Source organism: Micromonospora sp. IBHARD003 (genome assembly GCF_056106285.1).
Map to the genome: position 1 here is coordinate 5710759 of NZ_JBWBBX010000001.1, position 26742 is coordinate 5737500.

The following is a 26742-nucleotide window of genomic DNA, read 5'->3' on the forward strand; positions in this document are numbered from 1 at the left end:
GATCAAGCTCCCGTGATGTCTTGGTCCATGACCTGGCGGGCGCCTCCCCAGGTCTGTTCGATGCTATTCGCATACGTGTCGAACAGGCCGCCGCCCGGTAGCCGCCGCAAGTGGAAGACCGGAGCCATGTAGGCGCCGATGCCGTACACGTGGGGGTTCACGAGCATCTCGTCATCGGATCGGTAGATCGAGTTGTAGAGGGTCGTTGCGTGGAGCCGGAAGCCAATCTCAGGATGGCTCTTGAACAGTGATCGATAGTTCACCAGCGCGTTCCGGATTTTGCCGTCCATGATGCGGTGACCTTCGTCTATGCCGCGTTGCCGGACGGCTTCACAGTCCGGATCCCCAAGCAGGATGCGCGCCTGAGTGGTCCCCTTCACCTTCTCCTTCAAGAGATCCAGGAACACGGGATCCTCGGAGAGGAAGAGCCCTGAGTAGACGAGAACGTCGAGGTTCCTCTTGGCTCGTGCGTAGATCTCACGCCACAGGTGGGGCGGTACGGCGTGCCGGTGGGGGTAGACGTTGACGATCTCGGCTTTCGACAGGTCTGCCGCGCTCTCGACAGCGCGATCGTCCTCCCACAGTGTCGTCACGTCGACCTTGAGTGCTGCCGCCGTCGCGTACTGGTGTCGGCGATACGGCACCTTTCCCATGGTGATCCAACGTTCGACCGTCTTCGGGTTGACGTCGATCTCTTCGGCCAGCTGCTGAACCGTCATGCCGGCGGCTAACAGAGCAGACCGCAACCGCTCGTTGGACATCTGCACCCCCGATGGGACGTCTAGGGACCTCTTGAAGGTACCGAGACGTCCTTGAGGTGTCCACATAGGGGGTGACCAAGTCCCCTGACCTGGGGCGATTCTGATGGTGCGCCAAGAAGTGCCGGCGCAAAACCAAAGGAGTTCCGTCGTTGTACTTGACGACCTCCTATGCAGTACCTGTAAAACAGGTACTGCATAGCCCGGAGGAAAGCCCGCAGGGGTGAGTACGAAGGCAGCGTTCGTTCCTTGAAAACTCAACAGAGTGCTTTGAGCTTGACGGGGCTTGTCCCCGTCCCCGCGACGGCCGGGTGATGACCGTCAACGACATCTCAGTCCCTGCCCGGCCACCACGGGCGTACGCAGCAAAGCAGGCAGGGGCACGTGGTCCGCCGCTCCGTTCGGCGCGGACCCATCACTACGACACCTCAGGAGTTCGCATGTTCGGCAAGAAGACGCAGACCTCGTCCGACCTGAGCTCCTCGAAGAACGTGAAGAAGGGTCAGCAGGTCTACGACCGCATCACCTCCGGCAAGTGCCAGGACGCGAAGTCGGAGCTGGATGCGGCCTATGGCCGCAAGCCCAAGCGCGGCTGACCCCACCCCACCGCCCGCCTAACGGCCCGCGCCCCCGGAGCGGCTACTCCGGGGGCGCTGTTCGGGCCGTTTCACCTGCTAGGGAGAACCACGACCCATGAACCATATTGTCACTGTTCAGGACGCTGTCACCGCGTTCGCCGACTGGATCGAACCGACGGACACGGAGCTGGACGCCATCGAGGCGGAGATGCCCGCGATCCTCGCGGACGTCGACCGGCTCGACGCGCACATCATCACCCTCGACCGGATCCCGTCCGAGCTGGACGCGCGCCGTATCCGCCGGGCCCGGAACCGGGTGCTGGCCGCGCGGCGGGCGCTGACCAACCAGGCCGCTGCTCTCGCGCCGGTGGTGGCGTGATGGCGGCCGACGTGTTCACGGCGCAGATGCTCAACACCCTGGTCCACACCGGCGGCTCGTGGCATCTGTGTGTGGTGCGGCGCGGGCTGCCGGTAGAGCGTTGGCCGGAGTACCTGTTCGCCCCGGGCGCTGAGGTGCCGAGTGTTCAGGAGCGTGCACGGGCGCTCGCCGCGCTCGGCTACGTGTTCACGGACGGCGGCTGCTGGGAGTGGGCGGAGTTCAGCCTGAACCCTGACGACCCGTCCTCGCCGGTACGGCTGATCGCCTCGGTCCGGGTGCGGGAGGCCACGCCATGAGCGAGCCTCGCAAGCCCCTCACCAGGATGCAGACCGGGGTGCTGACGGCCGCGTTCGTGCCGATGCTCGGCACGGGCGTGATCGGCGGAATCGGCACGTACAGCAACATCGGGCACGCCTACGGCAAGGGGACCGCCCTCGGTGCCCTCGGTGCCGGTGAGGGCGCCACGGCCGTTCTGGCGCTGGTGCTGCTCGGGCTGACCATGCTGGGCCAGTCCTCACCACGCATCGTGCGGATCGGACTGTGGGCACTGCCCGCCGCCGCGGCTGTCATGGGTGCCATGGCCGCACCGGATCCGGGGCGGACCGTGATCTACGCGCTGACCCCGATGGGCATGTCCGTCTCCGCGGAGGGCATGGCGTTCCTCGCCCGGCGGATCGTCGTCCACACCGACGGCCGCGACGCGGAGAACGAGCGGCGCACCGCCGACATCGTTCAAGCCCTCGCCTACCACCGGGCGCGCGCCGCCCATCACCCGAGCAGCCTGGTCCGGAAGTGGTCGGAGCGGAAGTCGTGGCGCCTGGCCCGCAAGGTCGGCACCGGAGACACAGAGCTGGGATCGAGACTGCTCGACGTCCAGCGCGACCGCGTCACCACCGGCGCCGATGCCGCCCTCGCCGTCATGTTCTCCACCCCGACCGCCCTCACCGCGAATGCGGAGGAATCTACCGAGACCGAGAGGATTCGGTCGACGGCTGACCAGGTCGAATCGGCCCCCACACCCGAACCTGAGCCGGTGGTGCTGACGCGTCTTCCGGTGCCCGATCCGGTACCGGTCACGCTGGGAAAGCCGACCCTGCCCGGCAAGCCGCTCCCCGCCCTGACACCGGTTCCGGTCGTGTCGGGCAAGGCCCGGTCGGTGGCGGCTGAGTCGACCAAGCCGCGCCGGACCACGTACCGGGTACCGGACGCGGCGAAGCGGCCCCGCACCCGCCGCACGCCGGAGCAACTACTGACCGAGGCACGCACTGCTACGGCCGATTGGCCGGACAAGCAGATCACGGGCGAGGGGATCCGCCGGGCCCTGCGCGTCTCTCCGGCCAACGCCCGGATGCTGCGGGACACGCTGATCGCTGAGCGGTCGGCGTGATGGCCGCGCTACCGGTGTTCCGGTGGCGCATGGCCCCGGACGGATACGCCACCCTGCGACAACTCCGCGCCCTGGGGCTGCGGCCCGGTGGCCAGGGCGTGGCTGCACAGCTCGAACGCCCGCGCCGACGGCGGGGCCCGTTGGTCGCCTACCTCTACCGGATCGACCGTGCCTTGCCGGTGCGGCCGATGACGGTGGCGAAGTGGGCGGCCCTGGCCCGCGCCAATGCCACCCGCCGCACGTGCCCCGAGTGCCGCCGTGATGCCGGATACGTCATCCCCACCTCACTCGGCGCCTGTACGCCGTGTGCCTATCCCGAAGGGACCAGCGATGGAATCGCTGCCTGAGATCGCCCGTGTGGTGCAGCTCCCGGACGGCACCAACGTCTATGTCGACCCCGCCCACCTGCCCGCCACTTACTCCGGTCCGCAGGTCGTTCACCAGCACGTGCACCAGGCGCCGCCGGACCGCACGGTGCAGCGCATCGCGCTCGGCTCCGGGGTCGGTGCCGGGGCGGTCGCGGCCGGCGTCTACTTCGGTCCGCTGCTGATCGGTGTACTCACCGCCATGGCCGCCAACCTCGCCCTCCTCGCTCTGCTCGCCGCCGTCTGCGCGTGGGGCGTCGTGACCGTCGTGAAGTCGGTCGGCGGCACCGAGGGCAAGGCCGCCGCGAAGAACGTGCGCAGGGCCCGCCGCCGGCGCTGACGGCTGCCTCTCGCCGCCCGGCCACTACTGGCGGGCGACGGGAGGGAGCCGGACAGTCCGGCCCCGGACGGGAGCCAAGACCGTGACCAGCAACGAGTACCGGGAGCGTGCCGAGCGGCTGCTCACCAGTCGCCACCGCGATGACCTGCCGCAGCGTCTTGTGGAGCAGGCGGCCGTGTGGGCCCAGCTCGCCACCGCTGCCGCCATCTCCGAGCAGGCTCAGGGGGTGCGTGATGGCGCGTGATCCGAAGCTCACCGCGGGCGAGAAGGCGAAGGTCGCCTGGTACGTCGCTCGGATGGCTAAGCGCGGGATCGCCGACGACCGCATGAGCGGCGGGCGCGTCTACCAGCGGGATTTGGAACGCAAGGTCGAGCGGGTCCTCGGGCAGGCCCGTAAGCGCGAAGAACAGCGCAACAGCAAGGGCAACTAGCTGTACCCCGGGGCGGCCGACAGCCGCCAAGCATCCCGACCGCCCCGGGCCCTGACCACCCCTTCGAGCAGCAGGAGAAATCCAGCATGACCGACACATCCATGGGCCCGCACCTGCGGCCCGTGCCCGCCATAGACGACGATCCGCCGGCCGCGCGGGTGCCGGTCGACAATCCTGCCCTGCCGGACCCGAAGGTTCGGATCGAGAAGCGCAAGCCGGTCCTCGCATCGTGGCTGACGAACCGGCGCGACTTCGGCGCCACCGCCCGGCACGCGGCGGCGAACGCCGGCTACGCGACGCTGTATCACGGGGTGCGGCTGCCGGTGTATGCCGGATGCCTCGCCCTCATGTCGCCCCGGGGCGCGTGCCGGTTCGTCGCCACGACGAACCGGTGGGTGTGGGACCGCGAGGCAGCGCCACTGCGGGCCTTCGCGGTGCAGACCGAGGACATCGACGAGTACATGCGCCTCGCCCGGCTCCGCGCCGGCCGCGTCCGCCTGAGGGGCCTGGTCACCCTCGTCGCGGCCGTGTTCGGCGTGGGGTTCGCCCTGTACCTGTACGTGATGGCCCCGGCGTTCTTGTACGCGTTTGCCACCGGTGGCGTGCTGCTCTTGGGGCTCGGGGGTCAGCAGCCGGACGCCCCCGTGGTGGGCCCTGCGGTGTTGAAGACCGAGGTACAGAAGCTCACCGGCTCCATCGTCCTGCGCGGGCTCGACTCGATTGGGAACGCGAAGGTCACGGCCGCCATCAAGAAGGGTGGTGACATGAACGGCCTGCGGTTCGTCTCTGAGATCGTCCGTGATGGGCCCGGCTACCGCGCGGACCTCGACTTGCCCTACGGCGTGACGCCGGAGGACATCATGGAGGCCCGCAAGCCCCTCGCTTCCGGCTTGCGCCGTAAGACCGGCTGCGTGTGGCCCTCCCCGGACCCGGAGCAGCACGAGGGACGGCTCGTGCTGTGGGTGGGGGACAAGCCGATGAACGAGACATCGAAGCCGGCTTGGCCGTTGGCGAAGTCCGGGACGGTGGACCTGTTCCGACCGGTGGTGTTCGGCAACGACCAGCGCATGCGCGACGTGGCCGTGACGCTCATGTTCGCGTCCGTGGTCGTCGGCTCCATCCCGCGCATGGGCAAGACGTTCCTCATGCGGCTGTTCCTGCTGATCGCCGCGCTCGACCCCCGGGCCGAGGTGCATGCCTTCGACTTCAAGGGCACCGGCGACTTCGGCGCCCTCGAGCCCGTCTGCCACCGCTACCGCGCTGGCGAGGAGGACGAGGACATCGCCTACGTCCTCGAGGCACTGAGGGAGCTGAAGGAGGAACTGCGCCGGCGGGCGAAGGTCATCAAGTCCCTGCCCCGCTCGCGCTGTCCGGAGTCGAAAGTCACCCCGGAACTCGCGGGTGACAAGAGCCTCGGTCTGCATCCGATCGTGGTCGGGTTCGACGAATGCCAGGTGCCGTTCGAGCACGAGGAGCACGGCAAGGAGATCGAGGCGATCTGCACCGACCTGGTCAAGCGCGGCCCCGCGCTCGGGATCGTGGCCATGTTCGGCACCCAGCGCCCCGACGCTAAGTCCCTGCCGACCGGCATCTCAGCGAACGCGGTGCTGCGGTTCTGCCTGAAGGTCATGGGGCAGCCCGCCAACGACATGGTCCTCGGTACCTCGATGTACAAGTCCGGCTACCGGGCCACCATGTTCTCCCGGTCCGACCGGGGGATTTGCTGGATGGCCGGTGAGGGCGACGACCCCCGCATCGTCGCGTCCGCGTTCGTGGACGCGGTCGCCGCCGAACGCATCGTTGCCCGTGCCCGCGTCGCACGCGAGGCGTACGGGAACGTCACCGGCCACGCCATCGGCCAGGGCCCGGAGAAGACCGGCGCCGGCTCCGACGTCCTCGCCGACGTCCTCGCCGTCATCGCGGCCGACGAGAAGGCCGTGTGGTGCGAGCGCATCGCGGCCCGTCTCGCCGCCGCCCTGCCCGAGACGTACGGCGGCTGGCAGGGCGAGAACGTCACCGCCGCCCTCAAGCCCTGGGGCATCAAGCCGGGCCAGGTGTGGGGCCAGACCGACGACGGCGAGGGCGCGAACCGGCGCGGCATCAAGCGCGCTGACGTCACCGCCGCCATCACTCGCCGTAACGCCGACCGGACCGCCGCCTGACCCAAGCAGCACCGCTAGACCTAGCACCCCAGCTTGCTAGGTCTAGCGGCCCCACTAGCGACCCAAACCGCCGCTGATCAGCGAACTAGCGTCTAGCTGCCCACCTGCGCAAACCCCCGAAACCCGCCCTGAGAGGGGAGGTGAACCCATCGTGGCTCTCGCTAGCCTCGCCATCCTGCTCACGCTCGCTGGTTACGCAGCGTTGTGCGCGCTCAGCCCGTTCGGGCCCTGCCGCAAGTGCCGTGGGACCGGCATACGCACCGTCCGCCGCCGGACCGTCAAGGTCTGCCGCCGCTGCCGCGGCGCCCGCTACCGGCTCCGCATCGGCCGCCGCCTGCTCAACACATGCCGTCACATCCACCACGCCGGCACCCGACCCGCGGGCCCGCCCCGCTGACTAGCAAACGGGGCCGCCCATGAAGGTCTCGCCGTCGCGGTAGACGAGCGCGATGCCCTCTGCCGCGAGCAGATCGCACAGGTCCTGCTGCGGGCGTTCCGGCAGCAGGACCGCCAAGTGCGGGTCGACGGGGCTGATGTGGCGCCGATAGTCCAAGAGCTGCCCGATGGCCATCCGGATCGCGTCGCGACGAGCGGTTCCCTTGGACTCGTACAGGACGTGCGCCGTTGCGTCGTACAGGTCCGTGAGCAGGGTGGAGGTGGACCCCTTCGGCTTGATCTGGAACCGCCCCACCTCACGACCATGGCCCTTAAGGAAGGCCTCATAGGCTTCGGCCAACTCGGACTCACGACGCTCGACCTGCGTCTTCGGCACCGCGGACCGCTGCGCCGATCCCGTCTTGCGCGCCTCCGGCTCGACCATCGAACTGGTCGTGACATCGGCAGGAACCGGCACCGCGACGGTCTTTTCCGCCTTCGGGATGTCATCGTGCTCATCGTGCTGGACGTCTCCCACCGGGCGCAGACGGAAGACGATGACCTTCCGCAGCGCCTTGTGCTTGTCCAGCGCCTGGCGGATGACGTAGGGCTGGTCGGCATCAAGCTCGAACTCGCCCACGTAGCGCTGCCACTTCGTTCCTGACCCAGGAACCTTGCCAGCCGCCATGAACAGACGCAGCGCGCTCCCGTCCTCGACGTGCTGCAAGATCGCCTTATTGCCGACGCCCTTACGGCCGAGGAAGGTCTGATGCCCTTCCGTGCCGGCGCCGGTGTACTCGAAAACGCGCCCCCGCTCGTCTTCCTCGTCCAACCAGCCGTCCTTGTAACCGAAGACGGCTCCGGCGTCGTGGTCGGTATAGATCAGAACGTTCGGGCTGGTCGTCGTCGTGATGATGCCCCCCTGCGGTCCGCCACCGAAGACTTCCTTCATCGCTGCGCGCGTGGTGATCTCACCCGGCGTCGGCTTCTTCGCGGTCATGCGATGACCGTACCGACCAACACTGACACCCCCATCTGCACCTACCCGCCTATCTGGAAGGGAGGTTGCGGCATGGCCGTGACCGTCTCGCTCGTCCTGCTCTTCGGGCTCGTGCTCTTCTTCCTGCTCCGCTCCCACAGCCTCGGAGCGGGCGCCGCGTTCACCGCCGCCGGATTCGGATTCTTCCTCGACTCCACCGGCGCCGCCGAACCCATCAACAACCTCATCACCGCCGTCATCAGCGCCATCCCGGCCCCGTGACGGAGTCCGGCAGGTTCGAGATTCGGATCATCTGCCACCCGGCGGATGCCGACCACATCACGGCCGCGCTCGCCGGCACATTCACCACCGGCCCCATCCGGCAGTACCCGACCCGCGACCGCACCAGGGTCCGGCTCTACGTCACCGCCACCAACCGCGAACCCGCCCCGGTCCTGCGGCTCATACGCAAGGACCCCTAACCCACACAAGCGAGAGCGGCCCCATCTCACGCCAATGAATCGGAGCCGCTCTCGTCTGCCAGCACTCATCAGAACTGGAGACATCCAGCATGCCTCACGACCGCAAGAGCGCGCTGCTCACCGCGGCGCTCGATGCCGCCGCCCGCGGCTGGCCCGTCCTCCCGCTACGGCCCGGCGCCAAGCCGCCTGCACTGCACGGCGAGAGCGCCTGCACCCGCACCGGCGCATGCACCGCCGGGCACGTGAAATGGGAGCAGCGCGCCACCACCGACCCCGACCGCATCCGCACCGCATGGGCGGCCGGCCCGTTCAACGTCGGCATCGCCACCGGCCCCGCCGGTCTGGTCGTCGTCGACCTCGACATGCCCAAAGGCAGTTCGGACACGCCTTGCGGCGTGACGACCTTTACGGCGCTCTGCGAGCGCGCCGGGCAGGTAGTCCCCACCACACGCACGATCCGGACCGCGCGCGGCGGACGGCACCTGTACTTCACCGCCCCGGCCGGCGTTCGGCTCCACAACACCCAAGAGTTCCTGGCACCGAACATCGACACCCGGGCATGGGGCGGATACGTCGTCGCCCCCGGCAGCACCACCCCCGCCGGAACCTACGCGATCGCGGACGACCGGCCCCCGGAGCCCCTGCCCGTATGGCTGCGCGCCCTTCTGACGCCCCGCCAGTCCTCGCGGAGCCTAACGGTCACGCCGGTCCCTCCCCGGACCTCGCGATGCGCCACAGCCGCCCTCAACGCCGAAACCGCCGCCGTCGCCACCGCATCGGAGGGCGGGCGCAACGCACGGCTGCTCGCCGGCGCACGGGCGATCGGACGGTTCGTCGCATGGGGCGACCTCCCCCGGCACGTGGTCGAGGAGGCTTTTCAGGGGGCGGGGGAGTCGGCGGGACTGCCGCCGGCCGAGTGCCGCGCCACCATCCGCAGCGCCCTCAACTGGTCCATCCGCACCGCCCGGCCCCGGGAGAGCTCATGAGCCTCCCCCCGACCCCTCCCCTGAAAAGCCCCACCACCAGCCCCACCGGACCGAAAGCCGCCGAACCGGCCCCCGCTTCCTCCGGCCGTGGAGCGCTGAAGGGCGCCGCCCGTCAGGGCGTCCTCTCTGCTGTTCGCCCTGACCCACACCCGGACCGCCACGCCCGCCACAGCGCTGAGGATCCGACGCCGGATAGGCCGGGGATCCGCATCTACGCCCCGCCGGTCTACCGCCACCACTACGACGGCGCCCGCTGGTCCAAGCGCTACGGCAGCACCCCCACCGCCGCCTACGCCTGCCCCTGCGGCGAGTCCCGCACCGCCACCGGGCGAGACGCAGTGGCCGACCTGGTCGCCGAGTACGCCGCCCACAAGCACTTCTGCACCGGGACACCTGCCCCCGCCATCGAAACGAGGGACGCCGCATGACCAGCACCCCCCAGCCCGCGCCGTCCATCGACGGAGCCGCGCTGCTCGACGAGGTCGAGCGCTTCCACCGCCGGTTCAACGTCTTCCCCACTCAGGCCGCCTACGTCGCCGTGGCCCTGTGGGACGCGCACGCGCACCTGCTGGACTGCTTCGACTCCACCCCGCGCCTGGCGTTCCTGTCCCCGGAGCCGGGATCCGGCAAGTCCCGCGCGCTGGAGATCGTCGAAACGCTGGTGCCCCAGCCCATGGTCGCGGTGAACGCGTCCGCCGCCGCGCTCTTCCGGGCCGTGTCCGGCACGCAGGGGCGCCCGACGATTCTCTTCGACGAGATCGACACCGTGTTCGGCCCCAAAGCCGGGGACAACGAAGAGCTCCGCGGATTCCTCAACGCCGGGCACCGGCGCTCTGGCGTCACCTACCGGTGCGTGGGTGACGGCTCGAACCAGAGCGTGCAGCCGTTCCCGTCCTACTGCGCCGTGGCCATGGCCGGACTCGGCTCCCTCCCGGACACGATCCTGACCCGCTCTGTCATCGTCCGCATGCGCCGCCGTGCCCGGAATGAACGGGTGGAGCCCTTTCGGCAGCGCATCCACGAGAAGGAAGGCCACAAGCTCCGTGACCGGCTCGCTCGCTGGGCTGACAGCGTGCGGACCAGGGTGGAGGGTTGCTGGCCGGTGATGCCCGAGGGCATCACCGACCGGCCGGCAGACGTGTGGGAACCGCTGCTCGCCGTCGCCGACGCCATCGGCGGCACCTGGCCCGAGCGGGCACGTGCCGCCTGTGTCGAGCTGGTCACCGCAGCCACCGAGGACGACGAAGCCTCCCTGGGCATCCGGCTGCTGACCGACCTGCGGGACACGGTGTTCTGCGGCATCGACCGCATGCCTACCGTCGCCATCCTCGAATGCCTGCTCGCCATGGACGACGCCCCCTGGGTCGACATCGGCGGAAAGCCGCTCACCCCGCGCGGCCTTGCCCGAATCCTGAGCGGCTACGTCACCGCGTCCAACAAGCCCATCAAGGGCCGCCCCATCCGCACACCGGGCGGCACGATCCCGCGCGGCTACTACGCGGAAGATCTCGCCGACGCCTGGGCTCGCTACTGTCCCCCGCCCCTCCCCAGGTCCGCTACATCCGCTACATCCGCTACACCCCAGGTCAATGGGGGTGAATCTGTAGCAGAAGAGCTCCCCGGGATCCGCTACACCACTGCAGAAACCGCTACGGCCGAGCCGTCCGCTCCCGCCCTGTAGCAGCACCAATCTGCTACATCCCGCGCATCCGCTACAGAAAACAGGCCTCTGACCTGCGATGTAGCGGATGTAGCGGATGTAGCGGATCTGGCAGAAGAGGGGCTCCGCCCCAGCACCCGCGATCAGAGCAATAGAGAGGACGGCGGCATGAGCGCCCGTGCGCGGGACGAAAAGCTGACCATCAAGGAGGTCCTTGCCGACCTCAAGGTAGCTCCGGCCACTTTCTACAGGTGGCGCCAACTCGGGAAAGCCCCTCGCTCGATCAAGCTGCCGAACGGGGACGTCCGCATTCGCCGATCCGAGTACGAGCGGTGGCTTGCGGCGCGAGAGGACGCTGCGTGAGCACTCTGAATGAAGACGCGTCGGGCCGCCCTCAGGGGTCGGCCCGACCGGGCTATTCCTTCGACGTCAAACTGTGGAAAGTCTCGAAGACCGGTCGGAAGTCGCGGCCATACCGTCTGCGCTGGGTAGTTGCGGGCCGAGTTCACGGCGACACGTTCACGACGGCCGCACTCGCGGAAAGTCGGCGCTCGGAGCTTTGGCAGGCCATGAACCGCCGCGGTGAGGCATTCGAGATCGAATCGGGATTACCTGAGTCCGAGGTGCGTGCGGCGGCGGAAGCAGCCGAGGCGGCGGAGGCGAAACCACCGCTGCGCTGGTTCGAGTTCTGCCGGAAGTACGTCGCCGGAAAGTGGCGTACGAGTGCTGCCAAGACCAGGGAGGGCATGGCGGATGGCCTTGCGGCCGTGAGCCTCGCCATGGTCAAGCGTGGGGACGGCGTTTCTCCAGATGAGCAACTGCGCTTGGCATTCCGCTGGGGGATCGTGCCTGCGAACGCGGGGGAGGAGCCGCCGGTACCACTCAAGGCCGCGTACGACTGGCTCACGACGGAGGATCGGGCCGTTGCCGACCTGGTTGACGCTGAGGTGTTCGAGGACGTGCTTTACCGCCTCGGATACAAGTTGGATGGTGCCCCGGCGGCGGGCGACACGTTCAAACGGCGCCGTCGGGCCCTGAACACAGCCCTCGAACACGCGGTGGTCTCTGGGGAGCTCGCGGAGAACCCTCTTCAGCGTGCCCGCCGGAAGCTCGTCGGTTCCAACGACGTAGTGGACCGCCGCGTCTTGGTGAACGCTGTTCAGGCACGGCAGTTGCTCACAGCCGTCTCGTACATCGGATCGTGGGATCGCTGTCGCGGGCGACGCTTGGCGGCCTTCTACGCGGTCCTGTACTACGCGGGTCTCCGGCCGGCCGAGGCGGTTGGACTGAGGCGGCGGGACTGTCACCTCCCGGACACGGGTTGGGGAACTCTGACGCTCCGGGAGACGCGCCCCGTCTCCGGCAAGCAGTGGACCGACTCCGGAGAGCGCCACGACCGCCGGGGCCTGAAGGCACGGGAGGCGGCCAGCGACCGCCCGGTCCCCATCCCGCCCATCCTGGTCGCCATTCTGCGGGCACACCTGAAGGAGTTCGGTACGGCCAAGGAGGGGCGCGTGTTCGGGAATGAGCGCGGGGGAGTGGTCGGCTCGTCCACCTACTGGCGGGTGTGGGAGGAGACGCGGAAGTACGCGCTCCCGCCGGAGCGCGTCGACTCGCCCCTGGCCGGCCGCCCCTACGACCTGCGGCACGCGTGCATCACGCGGTGGCTGAACGCGGGGGTACCCATCGCTGAGGTGGCCCGGCGTGTCGGCAACTCACCGGAGGTGATCCACCGCCGGTACCACGGCTGCATCGACGGACACGAGGAAGCGGCGAACGCGAAGATCACAAAGGCGCTGGAAGAGGAGGGCGACACGGCCTGATGAGTGTGTCGGAGGTGTGTCGCGAACACTGAGAGAGAGTGAGAAAGAGCGGGAGTCAGTGAGACTGATTCCCGCTCTCTCATGATGGCATTCGGCCTGGTCAGAGCTCGATTTCCGCTGACTGACTGGCGAGTGCCCCCGGCAGGATTCGAACCTGCGCACACGGCTCCGGAGGCCGTTGCTCTATCCCCTGAGCTACGGGGGCGTCCGCCGCTCTCGGCGGCGACGGGTAGAACCCTACCAGCTCCCCAGGGGTGGCCGTGAACAGGTATTTCCACGGAGTGACCATCGACCGATTCAGGCCACTGAGAGCCCTGCCCTGGGCGTCCGCCGCCGCTGCGAGCCGCCCCGTCCCCGGCCCCCGGGCGGCCCCCGTTCCCGGCTCGCCCTCCCTCACCCGGCCCGCTCCCGCGGTCGCGCCGCGCCTCCCGTCCGCTGCCCCTCCCCGTGACCTCCGCCACGCCCCCGCCCGGGGTGGAAGTCGGGAAAACCCGGACGCAGGACTGCCGCGCGACCTACTCTCGAGTTGTGTCAGGCGCGTCCGGCCGGGTGCTCGTTGTCGATGACAACAGGGTCATTCGGCAGCTGATCAGGGTCAATCTCGAGCTGGAGGGCTTCGAGGTCGTGACCGCTGCCGATGGTGCCGAATGCCTGGAGGTCGTGCACCATGTGCGGCCGGATGTGATCACACTCGATGTGGTGATGCCGCGCCTCGACGGTCTGCGCACCGCCGCGCGGTTGCGGGCCGATCCGCGTACGCGGCATGTGCCCGTAGCGATCATCAGTGCCTGTACGCAGCACGAGGTGGACACCGGTATCGCAGCCGGAGTCGACGCCTTTCTCGCCAAGCCTTTCGAGCCGTCCGAGTTGGTACGGCTGGTGCGGCGGCTGGCGTACCGGGAGCACGGGGAGCGCCGGGAGGGTCCGCCGTCTGTCGACGGCAGGCATGGTGCCGGGCGGGCGGGGAGTGCGCGGGGCTGAGCTGCCCGCATGGCGAAACCGGTTCGCGATCACCCCCCCTTCCTCCCATACGCTGGTCCCGTGACCCCCGCAGATCTCTCCCGTACCGTGCTGGGCGCCGTGCGCCGTGCGGTCGAGGAGGGTGCCCTCGGATTGCGGGTGCCCGTGCCCGACCAGGTCAAGGTGGAGCGGCCGCGTCCCGGCGGCCGGGGCGACTACGCCACCAACGCCGCGCTCCGGCTCGCGCGTGACGCCCGTATGCCGGCCCTGCGTGTCGCCGCCGTCCTTTCCGAGCATCTCGCCCGGCACCCGGGGATCTCCGGGGTCGAGGTCACCGGACCCGGGTTCCTCAACATCACCCTGGCCGGCGGATCCGACGGTTCGCTCGTCCGTACGGTGCTCGAGCAGGGCAGCCGCTACGGGCACGGGCTGAGCATGGCCGGACAACAGCATCTGTACCGCCATGGCCCCGAGGCCAGGGCAGCCGTCATGGCCGACGCTCTCCGACGGCTGTCGCTCGCGCAGGGCGCGCTCGCACGAGCATGCTGCGACAGTGCCGATCCCGACTGGGCCGGGCTGCGGGTCGTCACGAGCGCGGAGGAACCGTCCGCTCCCGGTGAGAGGGAGGTGCGCCCCGTGCCCGCCGGCGCCGCCGGCGGAGAGCTGCTGCGCCGTCTCGGCCCCGATGCCGCCCGCTGGGCGCTGCTGAGGGCCGCCGCGCACGACCGTCCGAAGCAGGACGAGGGTCTGCTCGTACAGGGTGAGGCCAATCCGCTGTTCCGCGTGCGGTACGCACACTCCCGCGCCCGGGCGCTCCTGCGGGCCGCCGACCGGCTCGCCGTACCCGTCTCCCACGAGGAGTCCGTCGACGCGCCCGACCTGCTCGGCGCCCTCGGCGACTACCCCCGTGTGCTCGTCTCCGCGGTCCGCCACCGGGCTCCCGACCGTCTCGCACGGCATCTCGAGACCACCGCCGACGCGTTCCTCGGCTTCCAGCACACCGTGCTGCCCCGTGGCGACGAGAAACCCTCGGCCGCCCACCGGTCCCGGCTCGCCCTCGCCGAAGCCGCCGGGACGGTGCTCGCCGGTGGCCTGTCCCTGCTCGGCATCAGCGCGCCAGAATATCTGTAGGGAATGTGAGAGAGACAGCATGAGCCGTTCCGCGCACCCCGCCGGTCCCCGCCACGCAGACGTCCTGCCCGAGGGGCACTACACCGCCCCGCCCGCCGACCTCAACGCGCTCGACGCCAAGGTGTGGTCCCGTACGGTCACCAGGAATCCGGACGGGGTCGTCAGCGTCGCGGGGATCGAAGTCACCCGCCTGGCCGAGGAGTTCGGCACCCCCGCGTACTTCATGGACGAGAGCGACTTCCGGGCCCGGTGCCGTGCCTGGGCCGAGGCCTTCGGCCACGACGCCGATGTGTTCTACGCCGGCAAGGCGTTCCTGAGCCGCGCCGTGGTGCGCTGGCTCAAGGAGGAGGGACTCAATCTGGATGTGTGCTCGGGCGGGGAGCTCGCCACGGCCCTCGACGCCGGTATGCCCGCCGAGCGCATCGCCTTCCACGGCAACAACAAGTCCCCCGAGGAGATCGAGAAGGCCGTGCGCGCCGGGGTCGGGCGCATCGTCCTCGACTCCTTCCAGGAGATCGTCCGGGTCGCGCACATCGCCCAGTCCCTCGGCAAGCGCCAGCGCGTCCAGATCCGGGTCACCGTCGGCGTCGAGGCCCACACCCACGAGTTCATCGCGACCGCGCACGAGGACCAGAAGTTCGGTGTCGCGCTCGCTGACGGACAGGCGGCCGAAGCCGTCCGCAGGGCGCTGAAGCTCGACGGCCTCGAGCTGACCGGCATCCACTCGCACATCGGCTCGCAGATCTTCGACATGGCGGGCTTCGAGGTCTCCGCCCGTCGTGTGGTGCAGCTGCTGGCCCGGATCCGGGACGAGCACGGCGTGGAGCTGCCCGAAATCGACCTCGGTGGCGGCCTCGGCATCGCGTACACCTCGGAGGACGACCCCCGGGAGCCGCACGAGATCGCCAAGGCCCTCAGTGAGATCGTCACCCGGGAGTGTGAGGCCGCCGGGCTGCGTACGCCACGGATCTCCGTGGAGCCCGGACGGGCCATCGTCGGACCCACCGCCTTCACGCTCTACGAGGTCGGGACGATCAAGCCGCTCGCGGGGCTGCGGACGTACGTCAGCGTCGACGGCGGCATGTCCGACAACATCCGTACGGCTCTCTACGACGCCGAGTACAGCGTCGCGCTGGTCTCGCGCAGTTCTACCGCCGAACCGATGCTCGTCCGGGTCGTCGGCAAGCACTGCGAAAGCGGCGACATCGTCGTACGGGACGCCTTCCTGCCTGCCGATCTGGCCCCGGGGGACCTGATCGCCGTACCGGCCACCGGCGCTTACTGCCGCTCGATGGCCAGCAACTACAACCACGCACTCCGCCCGCCCGTCGTCGCGGTCGGGGACGGCGGGGCGCGCGTGATCGTCCGGCGTGAGACAGAGGAAGATCTCCTGCGTCTCGATGTCGGGTGATGAAATATCTGTCTCAGGATCCGGACGGTGCGCCAGAAAGCCCCGACCGGTGAGTGAGACTGGTTCGCACCCTGAATGAAGAAACGGCTGTGCTCGATGAAAGGCGAAGGTCGGATGATGCGTACGCGTCCGCTGAAGGTGACGCTCCTGGGCTGTGGAGTGGTCGGCTCAGAGGTGGCGCGCCTCATGACGACGCACGCCGACGACCTCGCCGCACGGATCGGGGCCCCGGTGGAGCTCGCCGGGGTCGCCGTCCGCCGCCCCGCCAAGGTCCGTGAGGGCATTCCCCGGGAACTGATCACCACCGACGCCCAGGGGCTGGTCCGCCGCGGGGACATCGACGTCGTGGTCGAGGTCATCGGCGGCATCGAGCCCGCCCGGGGCCTGATCACCGCAGCCTTCGAGCACGGCGCCTCCGTCGTCTCGGCCAACAAGGCGCTGCTCGCCGAGGACGGGGCCACGCTCTACGCCGCCGCCGAGAAACACGGCCGCGACCTCTACTTCGAGGCCGCGGTCGCCGGGGCGATCCCGCTGATCAGGCCGCTGCGCGAGTCGCTGGCCGGTGACAAGGTCAACCGGGTGCTGGGCATCGTCAACGGCACCACGAACTTCATCCTCGACAAGATGGACACCTCCGGCGCCGGCTACTCGGAGGCCCTGGACGAGGCGACCGCACTCGGGTACGCCGAAGCCGACCCGACCGCCGATGTGGAGGGCTTCGACGCCGCGGCCAAGGCCGCGATCCTCGCCGGTATCTCCTTCCACACCCGGGTACGCCTCGACGACGTGTACCGCGAGGGCATGACCGAGGTCACCGCCGCCGACTTCGCCTCCGCCAGGCAGATGGGCTGCACCATCAAACTGCTGGCGATCTGCGAGCGTGCGGCGGACGGGAAGTCGGTCACGGCCCGCGTCCACCCCGCGATGATCCCGCTCAGCCATCCGCTGGCCTCCGTCCGCGAGGCGTACAACGCCGTCTTCGTCGAGGCCGAGGCCGCCGGCAGGCTGATGTTCTACGGCCCCGGCGCCGGCGGCTCCCCGACCGCGTCCGCGGTCCTCGGCGACCTGGTCGCGGTCTGCCGCAACAAGCTCGCCGAGTCCACCGGGCCCGGTGAGTCCGTGTACACCCAGCTGCCCGTGAGTCCCATGGGCGAGGTCGTGACGCGGTACCACATCAGCCTCGACGTGGCCGACAAACCGGGTGTGCTCGCCCAGGTCGCTACGGTCTTCGCCGAGCATGGCGTATCCATCGACACGGTGCGCCAGACGGGCAAGGACGGCGAGGCCTCACTCGTCGTCGTCACCCACCGCGCGCCCGACGCCGCCCTGTCCGGGACGGTCGAGGAGCTGCGCAGACTCGACACCGTGCGTGGTGTCGCCAGCATCATGCGGGTTGAAGGAGAGTAAGCACCCATGAGCACTCGCACCCACCAGTGGCGCGGCATCATCGAGGAGTACCGGGACCGGCTTCCGGTGACGGAGACGACGCCGGTCGTCACGCTCGGCGAGGGTGGCACGCCGCTCGTCTTTGCAGGCACGCTTTCCGAGGCCACCGGATGTGACGTCTATCTCAAGGTCGAGGGTGCGAACCCGACCGGGTCCTTCAAGGACCGCGGGATGACGATGGCGATCACGAAGGCCAAGGAGGAGGGTGCGAAGGCCGTCATCTGCGCCTCCACCGGGAACACCTCCGCGTCCGCCGCCGCCTACGGGGGCCGGGCCGGGATGGTCTCGGCCGTGCTGATCCCCCAGGGCAAGATCGCCATGGGCAAGCTGGGGCAGGCGCTGGTCCACGGCGCGAAGATCCTCCAGGTCGACGGAAACTTCGACGACTGCCTGGTGCTGGCCCGCGGGCTCTCCGAGAACTACCCGGTGGCGCTGGTCAATTCGGTCAACCCGGTGCGCATCGAGGGGCAGAAGACGGCGGCCTTCGAAATCGTCGACGCGCTCGGCGACGCCCCCGACATCCATGTGCTCCCGGTCGGAAACGCCGGCAACATCACGGCCTACTGGAAGGGCTACAAGGAGTACGCCGCGGACGGGCTGTCCACGCACACTCCGCGGATGTGGGGCTTCCAGGCCTCGGGCTCGGCGCCGATCGTGCGCGGCGAGGTCGTCAAGGACCCGTCGACCATCGCCACCGCGATCCGGATCGGCAACCCCGCGTCCTGGCAGTACGCGCTGGCCGCCCGGGACGAGTCGGGCGGCTTCATCGACGAAGTGACCGACCGTCAGATCCTGCGCGCCTACAAGCTGCTGGCCTCGCGTGAGGGCGTCTTCGTGGAGCCCGCGTCCGCGGCTTCGGTGGCCGGACTGCTCAAGGCCGCCGAAGAGGGCAAGGTCGACCCCGGCCAGAAGATCGTCTGCACGGTGACCGGAAACGGCCTCAAGGACCCCGACTGGGCGGTCGCCGGAGCGCCCCAGCCCCTCACGGTGCCGGTGGACGCGGACGCGGCCGCGGAGCGTCTGGGCCTCGCGTAGGTCCTGTCCGGTGCCGGATGCCCAGTCCGGGCCTCTGGCGCCGGGTGTCCGGCCTGCGGCCGGGTGGCGGTCACGGGCCGGACGGCACGGGGAAGTCGCCGTTCGACCCCGGGAGACGGAATGTGAGACTCCAGATCCCGCGTGGCCCCCGGCGTATTTCCGCCCAGGCGGAAATACGCCGCGGCGGGAAGCCGCACCGGCATAGCACTCAGGGCCGGACATAGGCGCACAGGAATCGCAGGGGCGCATGCGGCGCCAAGACGGGAAGTGGCGGAAGACCGATGGGTGTGCGACACGCATCGTGCGCCTCCCCCACGCCCTATGTCGCCGCTGAACCTTCCTTCGATAGGCTGTGCTGACCCGGCCCACCGCATATGCCGCGGTGTTGCTGCCGTTTCGGCCCACGGGTCCTCGTACCTCTCGTCAGAGCCCCGTCATCCCGTAGATCAGCCAGATCACACGGATCCGAACTCATCAGAATCCCTCACATACCTCAGATCCCTCAGAACCAAGGAGTGTCGTCGAGCGATGGCCGGTCCCGCATTCCGCGCCGCCGCCGTCCGGGTGCGCGTCCCCGCCACCAGCGCCAATCTCGGGCCCGGCTTCGATGCCTTCGGCCTGTCGCTGGGGCTGTACGACGACGTCGTCGTCCGGGTGGCGGACTCCGGTCTGCACATCGACATCGCGGGTGAGGGCGCCGAGACGCTGCCCCGCGACGAGAGCCATCTGCTCGTGCGCTCGCTGCGCACCGCCTTCGACCTGCTCGGCGGGCAGCCGCGCGGTCTCGAGGTCGTCTGCGCGAACCGCATTCCGCACGGCCGGGGCCTCGGATCGTCCTCCGCGGCCATCTGCGCCGGCATCGTCGCCGCCCGCGCGGTGACCATAGGCGGCGACGCCCGGCTCGACGACGCGGCGCTGCTGGAGCTCGCCACCGAGATCGAAGGGCACCCGGACAACGTCGCCGCCTGTCTGCTCGGCGGCTTCACCGTCGCCTGGACGGAGGCCGGTGCGGCGCGTGCCATCAGGATGGATCCCTCCGATTCCATCGTTCCGGTGGTTTTCGTGCCGTCGAAGCCGGTGCTCACCGAGACCGCGCGGGGGCTGCTGCCGCGCACGGTCCCGCATGTCGACGCCGCGGTCAACGCGGGACGTGCCGCGCTGCTCGTCGAGGCCCTGACCAGGCGCCCCGAGCTGCTGCTGCCCGCCACCGAGGACCGTCTTCACCAGGAATACCGCGCTCCCGCGATGCCGCAGAGCGTCGACCTGGTCAACAGACTGCGCGCGGACGGCGTCCCCGCGGTCATCTCCGGTGCGGGCCCGACCGTGCTCGCTCTGGTCGAGGACGGTGCGGCCGACAAGGTCGCACGGCTGGCGGGCGAGGGCTGGGCCGCGAACAGGCTGGCCCTCGACGCCGCGGGAGCGAGCGTCCTGCCGCTCGCCTCGTAGCGACACGGGATTGCCGGTGATGGAGAGGGGGAATGTTTGTTGGAGCCGGTAGTGTTAACCTCAAGTACGCAGCCCACATTCTTGTGGCGCGGTGCTTTGTGTCCCCATCCGGGACCACCCATTCTTCCGGGAGCCTCCCCAACTGCCTGAGCAGCCTGCCTGAGCAGTTGCGAGCACGCTCCGGAAACGGCACGACACCCCTCGCTTTTCCCAAAGGAGAGGGCCGAGCAGGGGGAACTCGGGCCGGACTTTGCACGTACATCCTCTTCCGCCGTACCCGGCGGGACTACCGCCCCGGCATCGGACCACGATCCGCAGGATCACGGAACCGGAGTCGGACAGCACAACCGGTCGCCGAGCCATGAGGCCGACGTCCGCTCCAGGGAAGGACCCTTCGTGAGCGACACCACCGATCTGATGGGCGTGACTGCCGACAACAGTGTCGACGCCGCCGCGCCCGCCGCAGGTGCTGCCTCTGGCACCACCGCACGGCGCCGCCGCTCCGGCACCGGCCTCGAGGGCATGGTCCTGGCCGAGCTGCAGCAGGTCGCGTCCGGCCTCGGCATCAGGGGCACCGCGCGGATGCGCAAGAGCCAGCTGATCGAGGTCATCAAGGAGGCGCAGGCCGCGGGCTCCTCCGGGGGCGCTTCCGCGAAGAGCGCGGACGCCGGTGCGGCCGAGGCCAAGCCGAAGCGGCGCGCCACCTCCAAGACCCGCACGGGCGAGGACAGCGCTGCGGCAGCCGAGCCGAGGGCCGAGAAGGCCGTCGCCCAGCAGCAGATCGACATCCCCGGCCAGCCGGCCAGCGATGACGCCCCGGCAGGCGAGCGCCGCCGTCGCCGTGCCACGTCGCCCGCGGGCAGCCCCGAGGGCGAGACCGTCAAGGCCGAGGCGAAGGGCGACGTCAAGACCGAGGTCAAGGGCGAGACGGCGGAGCCGGATGCCAAGGCCGAGGCCGCCACCGACACGGCCGAGGGCCGCCGGGGCGACCGCCAGCGTGACCGCGGTGAGCGCGGTGACCGCCAGCGCGACCGTCAGCGCGACCGCCGCGGCGGCAAGGGCGGCGACGACCAGCAGGGCGGCCAGCGCCAGCAGCAGGGTGGCCAGCGCCAGCAGCAGGGTGGCCAGCGCCAGCAGCAGGGCGGCGGCCCGCAGGACGACTTCGACGACGAGGGTGGCCGGCGCGGACGCCGTGGCCGCTACCGCGACCGCCGTGGCCGCCGTGGCCGCGACGAGTTCGGTGCCGAGCCGCAGGTGGCCGATGACGACGTCCTGATCCCCGTCGCGGGCATCCTGGACATCCTCGACAACTACGCCTTCATCCGGACCTCCGGCTATCTGCCCGGCCCCAACGACGTCTACGTGTCGCTGGCCCAGGTCCGCAAGAACGGGCTGCGCAAGGGTGACCACGTCACCGGTGCGGTGCGCCAGCCCAAGGAAGGCGAGCGCCGCGAGAAGTTCAACGCGCTGGTCCGTCTGGACTCCGTCAACGGCATGGCGCCCGAATCGGGCCGCGGCCGCCCGGAGTTCAACAAGCTGACCCCGCTCTACCCGCAGGACCGGCTCCGCCTGGAGACCGACCCGGGTGTGCTGACCACGCGGATCATCGACCTCGTGTCGCCGATCGGCAAGGGCCAGCGAGGCCTGATCGTGGCCCCGCCGAAGACCGGCAAGACCATGATCATGCAGGCGGTCGCCAACGCGATCACCCACAACAACCCCGAGTGCCACCTGATGGTCGTCCTCGTCGACGAGCGTCCGGAAGAGGTCACCGACATGCAGCGGTCGGTCAAGGGCGAGGTCATCTCCTCGACCTTCGACCGCCCGGCCGAGGACCACACCACGGTCGCCGAGCTGGCCATCGAGCGGGCCAAGCGCCTCGTCGAGCTGGGTCACGACGTGGTCGTCCTGCTGGACTCGATCACCCGTCTGGGCCGTGCGTACAACCTGGCGGCCCCGGCCTCCGGCCGCATCCTGTCCGGTGGTGTCGACTCGACCGCGCTCTACCCGCCGAAGCGCTTCTTCGGTGCCGCGCGCAACATCGAGGACGGCGGCTCGCTGACCATCCTGGCCACCGCGCTGGTCGACACCGGCTCGCGCATGGACGAGGTGATCTTCGAGGAGTTCAAGGGCACCGGCAACATGGAGCTCAAGCTCGACCGCAAGCTCGCCGACAAGCGCATCTTCCCGGCGGTGGACGTGGACGCGTCCGGCACCCGTAAGGAAGAGATCCTGCTCGGCAGCGACGAGCTCTCCATCGTCTGGAAGCTGCGCCGGGTGCTGCACGCGCTCGACTCGCAGCAGGCGATCGAGCTGCTGCTCGACAAGATGAAGCAGACGAAGTCGAACGCCGAGTTCCTGCTGCAGATCCAGAAGACGACGCCGGCGCCGGGCAACGGCGACTGACACCGCCTCAGGACGCGGCCGCGTAAGGAGCGCGAATCTGGTTCGCGGCCGTGTGCGGACGTCGTACGACAGCGAACGGGACCGCCCCGTCACCCAAAGGTGACGGGGCGGTCCCGTTCGCTGTACGGCCCCACCCGTCGCTGGTCAACCGTCTGTTGACACGCGTATGATCGGCCAATCTACGTGGGGGGATTCCACCGCGCAGCACCGTCCGGGGTCGGGGGGCCCCGAGAGATGTGCTGCCCGCAGGCGTGTTGTGACCCACCATCACCGTTCTCTCCGGTGGGGCGGTCGCGCTCCGCCGGTTCAGCCCAAGGGGTTACCGAGTGCAGATACGCACCCGTGGTGGCCGGCACAAGCGCCGTATGAAGCTCGGGCTTCCCGCTGTGGCCGCCGCTGTCGCATTGGCCGGGGCGGGGATCGCGTTCACCGGTCCGGCCTCGGCGGAGGCCGGCGAGACGCCGATGGCCGCCATCGGCTCCCAGCGTCCGGCAGAGCCCTCGAAGGCGGAGCTGGACGAGCGCGTCGCCGAGGCGATCAAGGCCGGCACGCGGAGCACACGCCCGCTCGTCGAGCAGCCGGAGGCCGGAGCCGCCCGCAGCGCTCCGGGCGCGCGGATCATCGGGGGCACGGAAACCACCGTCTCCCAGGCGCCCTGGATGGCCCAGCTCTACTTCGAGGACAGCACCGGTGCGGGCTACTTCTGCGGCGGCGCGGTCATCGCCCCCACGAAGGTCGCCACCGCGGCGCACTGCGTCGACGGCATCAAGTGGGCCGACACCGGTTCGGTCGTCGTCGGTACCGACCATGTGCCGACGCTGAACGCCGACAACACCGTGAACTACCACGGCGGCACGGTGCGCGGCGCCTACCGCCAGTGGAACCACCCGCAGTACGAGGCCGTCACGATCGACAACGACGTGGCCGTGCTCACGCTGACCGCCCCGGTCCCCGTCAAGCCGCTGCCGCTGGCACAGCCCGGCGACAGCGCCCTGTACACGGCGGGCACGGACGGCAAGGTCTACGGCTGGGGCCGTACCAGCTCCACCGTGCCGAACAGTTCCTCGGACGTGCTGAAGGTCGCCGACGCCGACGTCGTATCGGACACCGCCTGCGCAGCCGCCTACCCGAGGGCGACGGCGACCGCCGCCAAGTTCGTCAAGGGCCACATGCTCTGCGCCGGTCCCGCGCCGACCGGCAAGGACGCCACCACCCAGACCACCTGCAACGGTGACTCCGGCGGTCCGCTCGTCGTCGGCGGCAAGCTCGCCGGTGTCGTCTCATGGGGCGACGTCGACTGCGCGGCGCGCGGCAAGTACGGCGTCTACGCGAAGATGTCGGCCTACTCGGCGCAGGTCCAGGCCCGTGTCGACGACGCGAACTGGAGCGGGGACGACCACTTCGCGGACCTGCTGGCGCGCCGGACGTCGGACAACAGGCTGCTCGGCTGGCGCTCGAAGGCAAGCTCGCTGAGCCGCACCTTCGACCTCGGTGCCTTCGCCGGCTACAACGTGGTGCTCCAGGGCGACCTCGACCGCGACGACAAGCAGGACGTGGTGGTCCGCGCCGGCAACGGCTATGTGTACTGGGACCACTACGTGGCCTCGGCCAAGGCGGTCAAGCGCCAGCTGCTGTCCACCGGCTGGACCAAGAACACGCAGTTCGTGCTCCCCGGTGACGTCACCGGGGACGAGCTGCCCGACATCGTCACGGTGGATTCCGGCGGCTATCTCTCCGTCTACCCGGGCAAGGGCAACGGCGGCCTCGGCACGGCCGTCCGGCTCGGCCGGGGCTGGAACCAGTACGGCATGGTCCGCGGACACGGCGACTTCACCAACGACGGCATCCCCGATCTGATCGCCCGCGGCGCGGGCGGCGCCACCTACCTGTACAAGGGCACCGGCAAGGCATCGGCCCCGTTCGCGGCCCGAGTCCAGATCGGCACCTTCGGGCTGAGCAGCTTCAACGCGCTGGTGACCGTCGGCGATGTGAACGGTGACGGCCATGCCGACCTGCTGGCCCGCAGCAGCGCGGGCAAGCTGTGGTTCTACCCCGGCAACGGCAGGTCCTCCGGCAGCATCTTCGGTGCCCCCAAGGACTTCGGCACCGGCTGGCAGAGTTACAACCTCTTCGGCTGACCCACCGGCGCCGACGCCACGAGAACCGTTGTGCCCACCGTGCTCGCGCGGTGGGCACAACACGTGGCCGGGGCGGATCCGCCTCCCTCTCCACGGCGCCGGACACGTGCACGGGGAACGGTCGATTTTCGGCCGTGTTCAACGCCCACCGTGGGATGTTCGCCACACATCGCGGTCCCGTCCCCGCCGCCGCAGTCGGCGCCCCTCTTGCAGATCCGGACCGAAGCCGCAGGTGAAACAGGGTTTGTGTGCGCCATTTCACACGGAGGCCACAGATCCTTTTCGTCGGCTCCCTCCGGTGTACTCACGGCGCTCTTACGTCCCTGTGCAACCCTTCTCGTCCCTTTGCCGTCTCTCAAGTGGCGTAGCAAAACTTGACATGGTGGAAAAACCGTGCCTGATCGCGACGGCCGGGGGCAGCAGGACTACGAGGGCTCGAGGAGATATGGCCGACCAGACCAAGGACAGTCGAATACGCACTACCGGCAGGCGTCGCAAGCCGCCCACGGCCCGGCGACGCGCGGTGAACATCGCTGCCTGGACCGCCGGCGGCCTGGTACTCATCGGCGGGTCCGGTCTCGGCTACCTCTACTTCAAGCTCAACGGCAACATCCAGAGCGTCGACATCAACGCCCAGCTCGGCAACGACCGCCCCGACAACGTCGACAACGGCTCGATGGACATCCTCGTCCTCGGCTCCGACTCACGCTCGGGCGCCAACTCCGAGTACGGCACCGACGAGGGCGGCGCGCGCTCCGACACCGCGATGGTCGTGCACGTCTACGAGGGCCACAAGAAGGCCGCGGTCGTCTCCGTGCCGCGCGACACCCTCATAGACAGGCCGGAGTGCACCTCCGGCGACGGCAAGAAGGTCCGCAGCGAGACCCGCGCCATGTTCAACACGGCGTACGAGGTCGGCGGACCCGCCTGTGCGGTCAAGACCGTCGAGCAGATGTCCGGCATGCGCATGGATCACTACATAGAGGTCGACTTCACCGGCTTCAAGAAGATCATCGACGAGCTCGGCGGCGTCGTGGTCACCACCACCAAGCCGATCAACGACAAGAAGAGCCACCTCGACCTCGAGCCGGGCACCCACACCCTCGACGGCGAGCAGGCCCTCGGCCTCGTCCGCACCCGCAAGAGCGTCGGCGACGGCAGCGACCTCGGACGGATCCAGCTCCAGCAGGCGTTCATCAAGGCACTGATCAAGCAGGTCAAGAACGTCGGGGTGTTCACCAGCCCCAACAAGCTGTACGGCCTCGCCGACAGCGCCACCAAGGCGATCACCCCGGACTCCGAGCTCGACTCGGTCAACGAACTCGTCAGCTTCGCGAACGGACTCAAGGGCCTCGGCGCCGAGGACGTCAACATGATCACGCTGCCGGTCGAGTACGACAAGATCGACCCCAACCGTGTGAGCCCGCTCGAGAAGCAGTCCCAGCAGGTCTGGAGCGCCCTCGCGAAGGATCTGCCGATCCCCGCGTCCGCGACGAAGGACTCTGCCAGCGGCGAGGCCAAGGGTGTCGTGAAGTAGCAAGGATGTCGTGAGGTAACGAGCACGTCGTGAGGTAGCGAGGACGTCGTGAGGCAGCACGCGGCACCTCGCGCGGCCCGCCCGCAGGGAGCGGACGACCTCGCCGGAGGTGCGGACGAACCCCTCCGGGGGTGCGGACGACCCGTCCGGAAAGCCGGGAATACCCGCGGGCCCACCCCGGTTTTGGGAGATACGGCCAGTCCTGGCAGACTGGTACGTCGGCTCCGGTTCACGTCCGTGCATCCCGCGCGTGCGACCCGGCGCCCTCCCGAATCTAGGAGACACCTTGAAGCGCGACATCCACCCCGAGTACGTCGAGACCCAGGTGAGCTGCACCTGCGGCGCGTCGTTCACCACCCGCAGCACGATCAACGGCGGCACCATCCGTGCCGAGGTCTGCTCCGAGTGCCACCCGTTCTACACGGGCAAGCAGAAGATCCTCGACACCGGTGGCCGTGTGGCCCGCTTCGAGGCCCGCTTCGGCAAGGCTGCCGGCTCCGCCAAGAAGTAGCGAGCCCCTGCGCCGG

Annotated in this window: 29 protein-coding genes and 1 tRNA gene; 27 read left to right on the forward strand and 3 right to left on the reverse strand. The window is 69.5% G+C overall.

Annotated elements, in window-relative coordinates:
• Nucleotides 1-2 precede the first annotated feature (2 nt).
• Nucleotides 3-761, reverse strand: a complete 759-nt coding sequence (locus ACTWOL_RS25435; protein WP_474299104.1) for a helix-turn-helix domain-containing protein — start codon at nt 759-761, stop codon at nt 3-5.
• Nucleotides 762-1198: 437 nt separating this feature from the next.
• Here ACTWOL_RS25435 and ACTWOL_RS25440 point away from each other — a divergent pair, with 437 nt between their 5' ends.
• The 10 genes from ACTWOL_RS25440 to ACTWOL_RS25485 all read left to right on the forward strand — a co-directional run bounded on the left by ACTWOL_RS25440 (nt 1199) and on the right by ACTWOL_RS25485 (nt 6797).
• On the forward strand, nt 1199-1354 hold the full coding sequence (locus tag ACTWOL_RS25440) for a hypothetical protein (RefSeq protein WP_474299105.1): 156 nt from the start codon (nt 1199-1201) through the stop codon (nt 1352-1354).
• A 97-nt stretch (nt 1355-1451) separates the two neighbouring features.
• A complete protein-coding gene (locus tag ACTWOL_RS25445; protein WP_474299106.1) occupies nt 1452-1715 on the forward strand; it encodes a DUF6284 family protein in 264 nt (87 codons plus the stop codon).
• Complete coding sequence (locus ACTWOL_RS25450; protein WP_474299107.1) at nt 1715-2011, forward strand: DUF6303 family protein; 297 nt, start codon at nt 1715-1717, stop codon at nt 2009-2011. The genes ACTWOL_RS25445 and ACTWOL_RS25450 overlap by 1 nt, the downstream gene beginning before the upstream one ends.
• Entirely contained in the window at nt 2008-3102 is a 1095-nt protein-coding gene (locus tag ACTWOL_RS25455; protein ID WP_474299108.1) for a hypothetical protein, read from the forward strand. The genes ACTWOL_RS25450 and ACTWOL_RS25455 overlap by 4 nt, the downstream gene beginning before the upstream one ends.
• A complete protein-coding gene (locus ACTWOL_RS25460; protein ID WP_474299109.1) occupies nt 3102-3449 on the forward strand; it encodes an RRQRL motif-containing zinc-binding protein in 348 nt (115 codons plus the stop codon). The genes ACTWOL_RS25455 and ACTWOL_RS25460 overlap by 1 nt, the downstream gene beginning before the upstream one ends.
• On the forward strand, nt 3433-3807 hold the full coding sequence (locus tag ACTWOL_RS25465; RefSeq protein WP_474299110.1) for a DUF6251 family protein: 375 nt from the start codon (nt 3433-3435) through the stop codon (nt 3805-3807). The genes ACTWOL_RS25460 and ACTWOL_RS25465 overlap by 17 nt, the downstream gene beginning before the upstream one ends.
• A gap of 82 nt (nt 3808-3889) precedes the next feature.
• A complete protein-coding gene (locus ACTWOL_RS25470) occupies nt 3890-4051 on the forward strand; it encodes a hypothetical protein (RefSeq protein ID WP_474299111.1) in 162 nt (53 codons plus the stop codon).
• Nucleotides 4041-4238, forward strand: coding sequence for a DUF6257 family protein (locus ACTWOL_RS25475; RefSeq protein WP_474301257.1), 198 nt, complete (start codon nt 4041-4043; stop codon nt 4236-4238). Before ACTWOL_RS25470 ends, ACTWOL_RS25475 begins: the two co-directional genes overlap by 11 nt.
• 86 nt (nt 4239-4324) lie before the next feature.
• Nucleotides 4325-6400 carry a cell division protein FtsK gene (locus ACTWOL_RS25480; protein ID WP_474299112.1) on the forward strand — a complete coding sequence of 692 codons (2076 nt, stop codon included), beginning with the start codon at nt 4325-4327 and terminating at the stop codon, nt 6398-6400.
• A 151-nt stretch (nt 6401-6551) separates the two neighbouring features.
• Nucleotides 6552-6797, forward strand: a complete 246-nt coding sequence (locus ACTWOL_RS25485; RefSeq protein ID WP_474299113.1) for a hypothetical protein — start codon at nt 6552-6554, stop codon at nt 6795-6797.
• Here ACTWOL_RS25485 and ACTWOL_RS25490 read toward each other — a convergent pair whose 3' ends face one another.
• A complete protein-coding gene (locus ACTWOL_RS25490) occupies nt 6798-7775 on the reverse strand; it encodes an SRA domain-containing endonuclease (protein WP_474299115.1) in 978 nt (325 codons plus the stop codon).
• A gap of 72 nt (nt 7776-7847) precedes the next feature.
• Here ACTWOL_RS25490 and ACTWOL_RS25495 point away from each other — a divergent pair, with 72 nt between their 5' ends.
• The 7 genes from ACTWOL_RS25495 (at nt 7848) to ACTWOL_RS25525 (ending at nt 12705) form a co-directional block, all read left to right on the forward strand.
• A complete protein-coding gene (locus ACTWOL_RS25495; RefSeq protein ID WP_474299116.1) occupies nt 7848-8036 on the forward strand; it encodes a hypothetical protein in 189 nt (62 codons plus the stop codon).
• On the forward strand, nt 8033-8236 hold the full coding sequence (locus ACTWOL_RS25500) for a hypothetical protein (RefSeq protein WP_474299117.1): 204 nt from the start codon (nt 8033-8035) through the stop codon (nt 8234-8236). Before ACTWOL_RS25495 ends, ACTWOL_RS25500 begins: the two co-directional genes overlap by 4 nt.
• Before the next feature lie 89 nt (nt 8237-8325).
• Entirely contained in the window at nt 8326-9222 is an 897-nt protein-coding gene (locus ACTWOL_RS25505) for a bifunctional DNA primase/polymerase (protein WP_474299118.1), read from the forward strand.
• The gene (locus tag ACTWOL_RS25510) at nt 9219-9650 is read left to right on the forward strand and encodes a hypothetical protein (RefSeq protein WP_474299119.1); all 432 of its coding nucleotides are present in this window, start codon (nt 9219-9221) and stop codon (nt 9648-9650) included. Before ACTWOL_RS25505 ends, ACTWOL_RS25510 begins: the two co-directional genes overlap by 4 nt.
• Nucleotides 9647-10903 carry a DUF3631 domain-containing protein gene (locus tag ACTWOL_RS25515; RefSeq protein WP_474299120.1) on the forward strand — a complete coding sequence of 419 codons (1257 nt, stop codon included), beginning with the start codon at nt 9647-9649 and terminating at the stop codon, nt 10901-10903. Before ACTWOL_RS25510 ends, ACTWOL_RS25515 begins: the two co-directional genes overlap by 4 nt.
• Nucleotides 10904-11050: 147 nt before the next feature.
• Nucleotides 11051-11245, forward strand: coding sequence for a helix-turn-helix transcriptional regulator (locus tag ACTWOL_RS25520; RefSeq protein WP_474299121.1), 195 nt, complete (start codon nt 11051-11053; stop codon nt 11243-11245).
• Entirely contained in the window at nt 11242-12705 is a 1464-nt protein-coding gene (locus ACTWOL_RS25525) for a tyrosine-type recombinase/integrase (RefSeq protein ID WP_474299122.1), read from the forward strand. The genes ACTWOL_RS25520 and ACTWOL_RS25525 overlap by 4 nt, the downstream gene beginning before the upstream one ends.
• A gap of 133 nt (nt 12706-12838) precedes the next feature.
• Here ACTWOL_RS25525 and ACTWOL_RS25530 read toward each other — a convergent pair.
• Nucleotides 12839-12910: transfer RNA gene (locus ACTWOL_RS25530), tRNA-Arg, on the reverse strand.
• Between the two features lie 323 nt (nt 12911-13233).
• Here ACTWOL_RS25530 and ACTWOL_RS25535 point away from each other — a divergent pair.
• The 10 genes from ACTWOL_RS25535 to rpmE all read left to right on the forward strand — a co-directional run bounded on the left by ACTWOL_RS25535 (nt 13234) and on the right by rpmE (nt 26726).
• The gene (locus tag ACTWOL_RS25535; RefSeq protein WP_474299123.1) at nt 13234-13686 is read left to right on the forward strand and encodes a response regulator; all 453 of its coding nucleotides are present in this window, start codon (nt 13234-13236) and stop codon (nt 13684-13686) included.
• 60 nt (nt 13687-13746) lie between these two features.
• A complete protein-coding gene (gene nrtL / locus ACTWOL_RS25540; RefSeq protein ID WP_474299124.1) occupies nt 13747-14796 on the forward strand; it encodes an ArgS-related anticodon-binding protein NrtL in 1050 nt (349 codons plus the stop codon).
• Between the two features lie 19 nt (nt 14797-14815).
• Nucleotides 14816-16207: a diaminopimelate decarboxylase gene (lysA, locus tag ACTWOL_RS25545; RefSeq protein WP_474299125.1), complete on the forward strand. Its 1392-nt coding sequence runs from the start codon at nt 14816-14818 to the stop codon at nt 16205-16207.
• A gap of 117 nt (nt 16208-16324) precedes the next feature.
• The gene (locus ACTWOL_RS25550) at nt 16325-17614 is read left to right on the forward strand and encodes a homoserine dehydrogenase (RefSeq protein ID WP_474301258.1); all 1290 of its coding nucleotides are present in this window, start codon (nt 16325-16327) and stop codon (nt 17612-17614) included.
• A gap of 6 nt (nt 17615-17620) precedes the next feature.
• Complete coding sequence (gene thrC, locus ACTWOL_RS25555) at nt 17621-18688, forward strand: threonine synthase (protein ID WP_474299126.1); 1068 nt, start codon at nt 17621-17623, stop codon at nt 18686-18688.
• Between the two features lie 528 nt (nt 18689-19216).
• The gene (gene thrB / locus ACTWOL_RS25560) at nt 19217-20134 is read left to right on the forward strand and encodes a homoserine kinase (RefSeq protein WP_474299127.1); all 918 of its coding nucleotides are present in this window, start codon (nt 19217-19219) and stop codon (nt 20132-20134) included.
• A gap of 417 nt (nt 20135-20551) precedes the next feature.
• On the forward strand, nt 20552-22540 hold the full coding sequence (gene rho, locus ACTWOL_RS25565) for a transcription termination factor Rho (protein ID WP_474301259.1): 1989 nt from the start codon (nt 20552-20554) through the stop codon (nt 22538-22540).
• A gap of 326 nt (nt 22541-22866) precedes the next feature.
• Nucleotides 22867-24678: a trypsin-like serine protease gene (locus ACTWOL_RS25570; protein ID WP_474299128.1), complete on the forward strand. Its 1812-nt coding sequence runs from the start codon at nt 22867-22869 to the stop codon at nt 24676-24678.
• A gap of 445 nt (nt 24679-25123) precedes the next feature.
• Complete coding sequence (locus ACTWOL_RS25575; protein WP_474299129.1) at nt 25124-26215, forward strand: LCP family protein; 1092 nt, start codon at nt 25124-25126, stop codon at nt 26213-26215.
• Between the two features lie 286 nt (nt 26216-26501).
• Entirely contained in the window at nt 26502-26726 is a 225-nt protein-coding gene (rpmE, locus tag ACTWOL_RS25580; protein ID WP_474299130.1) for a 50S ribosomal protein L31, read from the forward strand.
• The last annotated feature ends 16 nt before the right edge of the window (nt 26727-26742 follow it).

Bases quoted from the DNA above. Each gene is read 5' to 3' on its own strand.
- ACTWOL_RS25450 (WP_474299107.1), top strand. From the start codon at position 1,715: ATGGCGGCCGACGTGTTCACGGCGCAGATGCTCAACACCCTGGTCCAC.
- thrB (WP_474299127.1), top strand. From the start codon at position 19,217: ATGGCCGGTCCCGCATTCCGCGCCGCCGCCGTCCGGGTGCGCGTCCCC.
- thrC (WP_474299126.1), top strand. From the start codon at position 17,621: ATGAGCACTCGCACCCACCAGTGGCGCGGCATCATCGAGGAGTACCGG.
- ACTWOL_RS25480 (WP_474299112.1), top strand. From the start codon at position 4,325: ATGACCGACACATCCATGGGCCCGCACCTGCGGCCCGTGCCCGCCATA.
- ACTWOL_RS25520 (WP_474299121.1), top strand. From the start codon at position 11,051: ATGAGCGCCCGTGCGCGGGACGAAAAGCTGACCATCAAGGAGGTCCTT.
- ACTWOL_RS25515 (WP_474299120.1), top strand. From the start codon at position 9,647: ATGACCAGCACCCCCCAGCCCGCGCCGTCCATCGACGGAGCCGCGCTG.
- ACTWOL_RS25455 (WP_474299108.1), top strand. From the start codon at position 2,008: ATGAGCGAGCCTCGCAAGCCCCTCACCAGGATGCAGACCGGGGTGCTG.
- lysA (WP_474299125.1), top strand. From the start codon at position 14,816: ATGAGCCGTTCCGCGCACCCCGCCGGTCCCCGCCACGCAGACGTCCTG.
- rho (WP_474301259.1), top strand. From the start codon at position 20,552: ATGGGCGTGACTGCCGACAACAGTGTCGACGCCGCCGCGCCCGCCGCA.
- ACTWOL_RS25495 (WP_474299116.1), top strand. From the start codon at position 7,848: ATGGCCGTGACCGTCTCGCTCGTCCTGCTCTTCGGGCTCGTGCTCTTC.
- ACTWOL_RS25440 (WP_474299105.1), top strand. From the start codon at position 1,199: ATGTTCGGCAAGAAGACGCAGACCTCGTCCGACCTGAGCTCCTCGAAG.
- ACTWOL_RS25490 (WP_474299115.1), bottom strand. From the start codon at position 7,775: ATGACCGCGAAGAAGCCGACGCCGGGTGAGATCACCACGCGCGCAGCG.
- ACTWOL_RS25460 (WP_474299109.1), top strand. From the start codon at position 3,102: ATGGCCGCGCTACCGGTGTTCCGGTGGCGCATGGCCCCGGACGGATAC.
- ACTWOL_RS25505 (WP_474299118.1), top strand. From the start codon at position 8,326: ATGCCTCACGACCGCAAGAGCGCGCTGCTCACCGCGGCGCTCGATGCC.
- ACTWOL_RS25465 (WP_474299110.1), top strand. From the start codon at position 3,433: ATGGAATCGCTGCCTGAGATCGCCCGTGTGGTGCAGCTCCCGGACGGC.
- ACTWOL_RS25510 (WP_474299119.1), top strand. From the start codon at position 9,219: ATGAGCCTCCCCCCGACCCCTCCCCTGAAAAGCCCCACCACCAGCCCC.
- ACTWOL_RS25575 (WP_474299129.1), top strand. From the start codon at position 25,124: ATGGCCGACCAGACCAAGGACAGTCGAATACGCACTACCGGCAGGCGT.
- ACTWOL_RS25475 (WP_474301257.1), top strand. From the start codon at position 4,041: ATGGCGCGTGATCCGAAGCTCACCGCGGGCGAGAAGGCGAAGGTCGCC.
- ACTWOL_RS25550 (WP_474301258.1), top strand. From the start codon at position 16,325: ATGCGTACGCGTCCGCTGAAGGTGACGCTCCTGGGCTGTGGAGTGGTC.
- ACTWOL_RS25445 (WP_474299106.1), top strand. From the start codon at position 1,452: ATGAACCATATTGTCACTGTTCAGGACGCTGTCACCGCGTTCGCCGAC.
- ACTWOL_RS25435 (WP_474299104.1), bottom strand. From the start codon at position 761: ATGTCCAACGAGCGGTTGCGGTCTGCTCTGTTAGCCGCCGGCATGACG.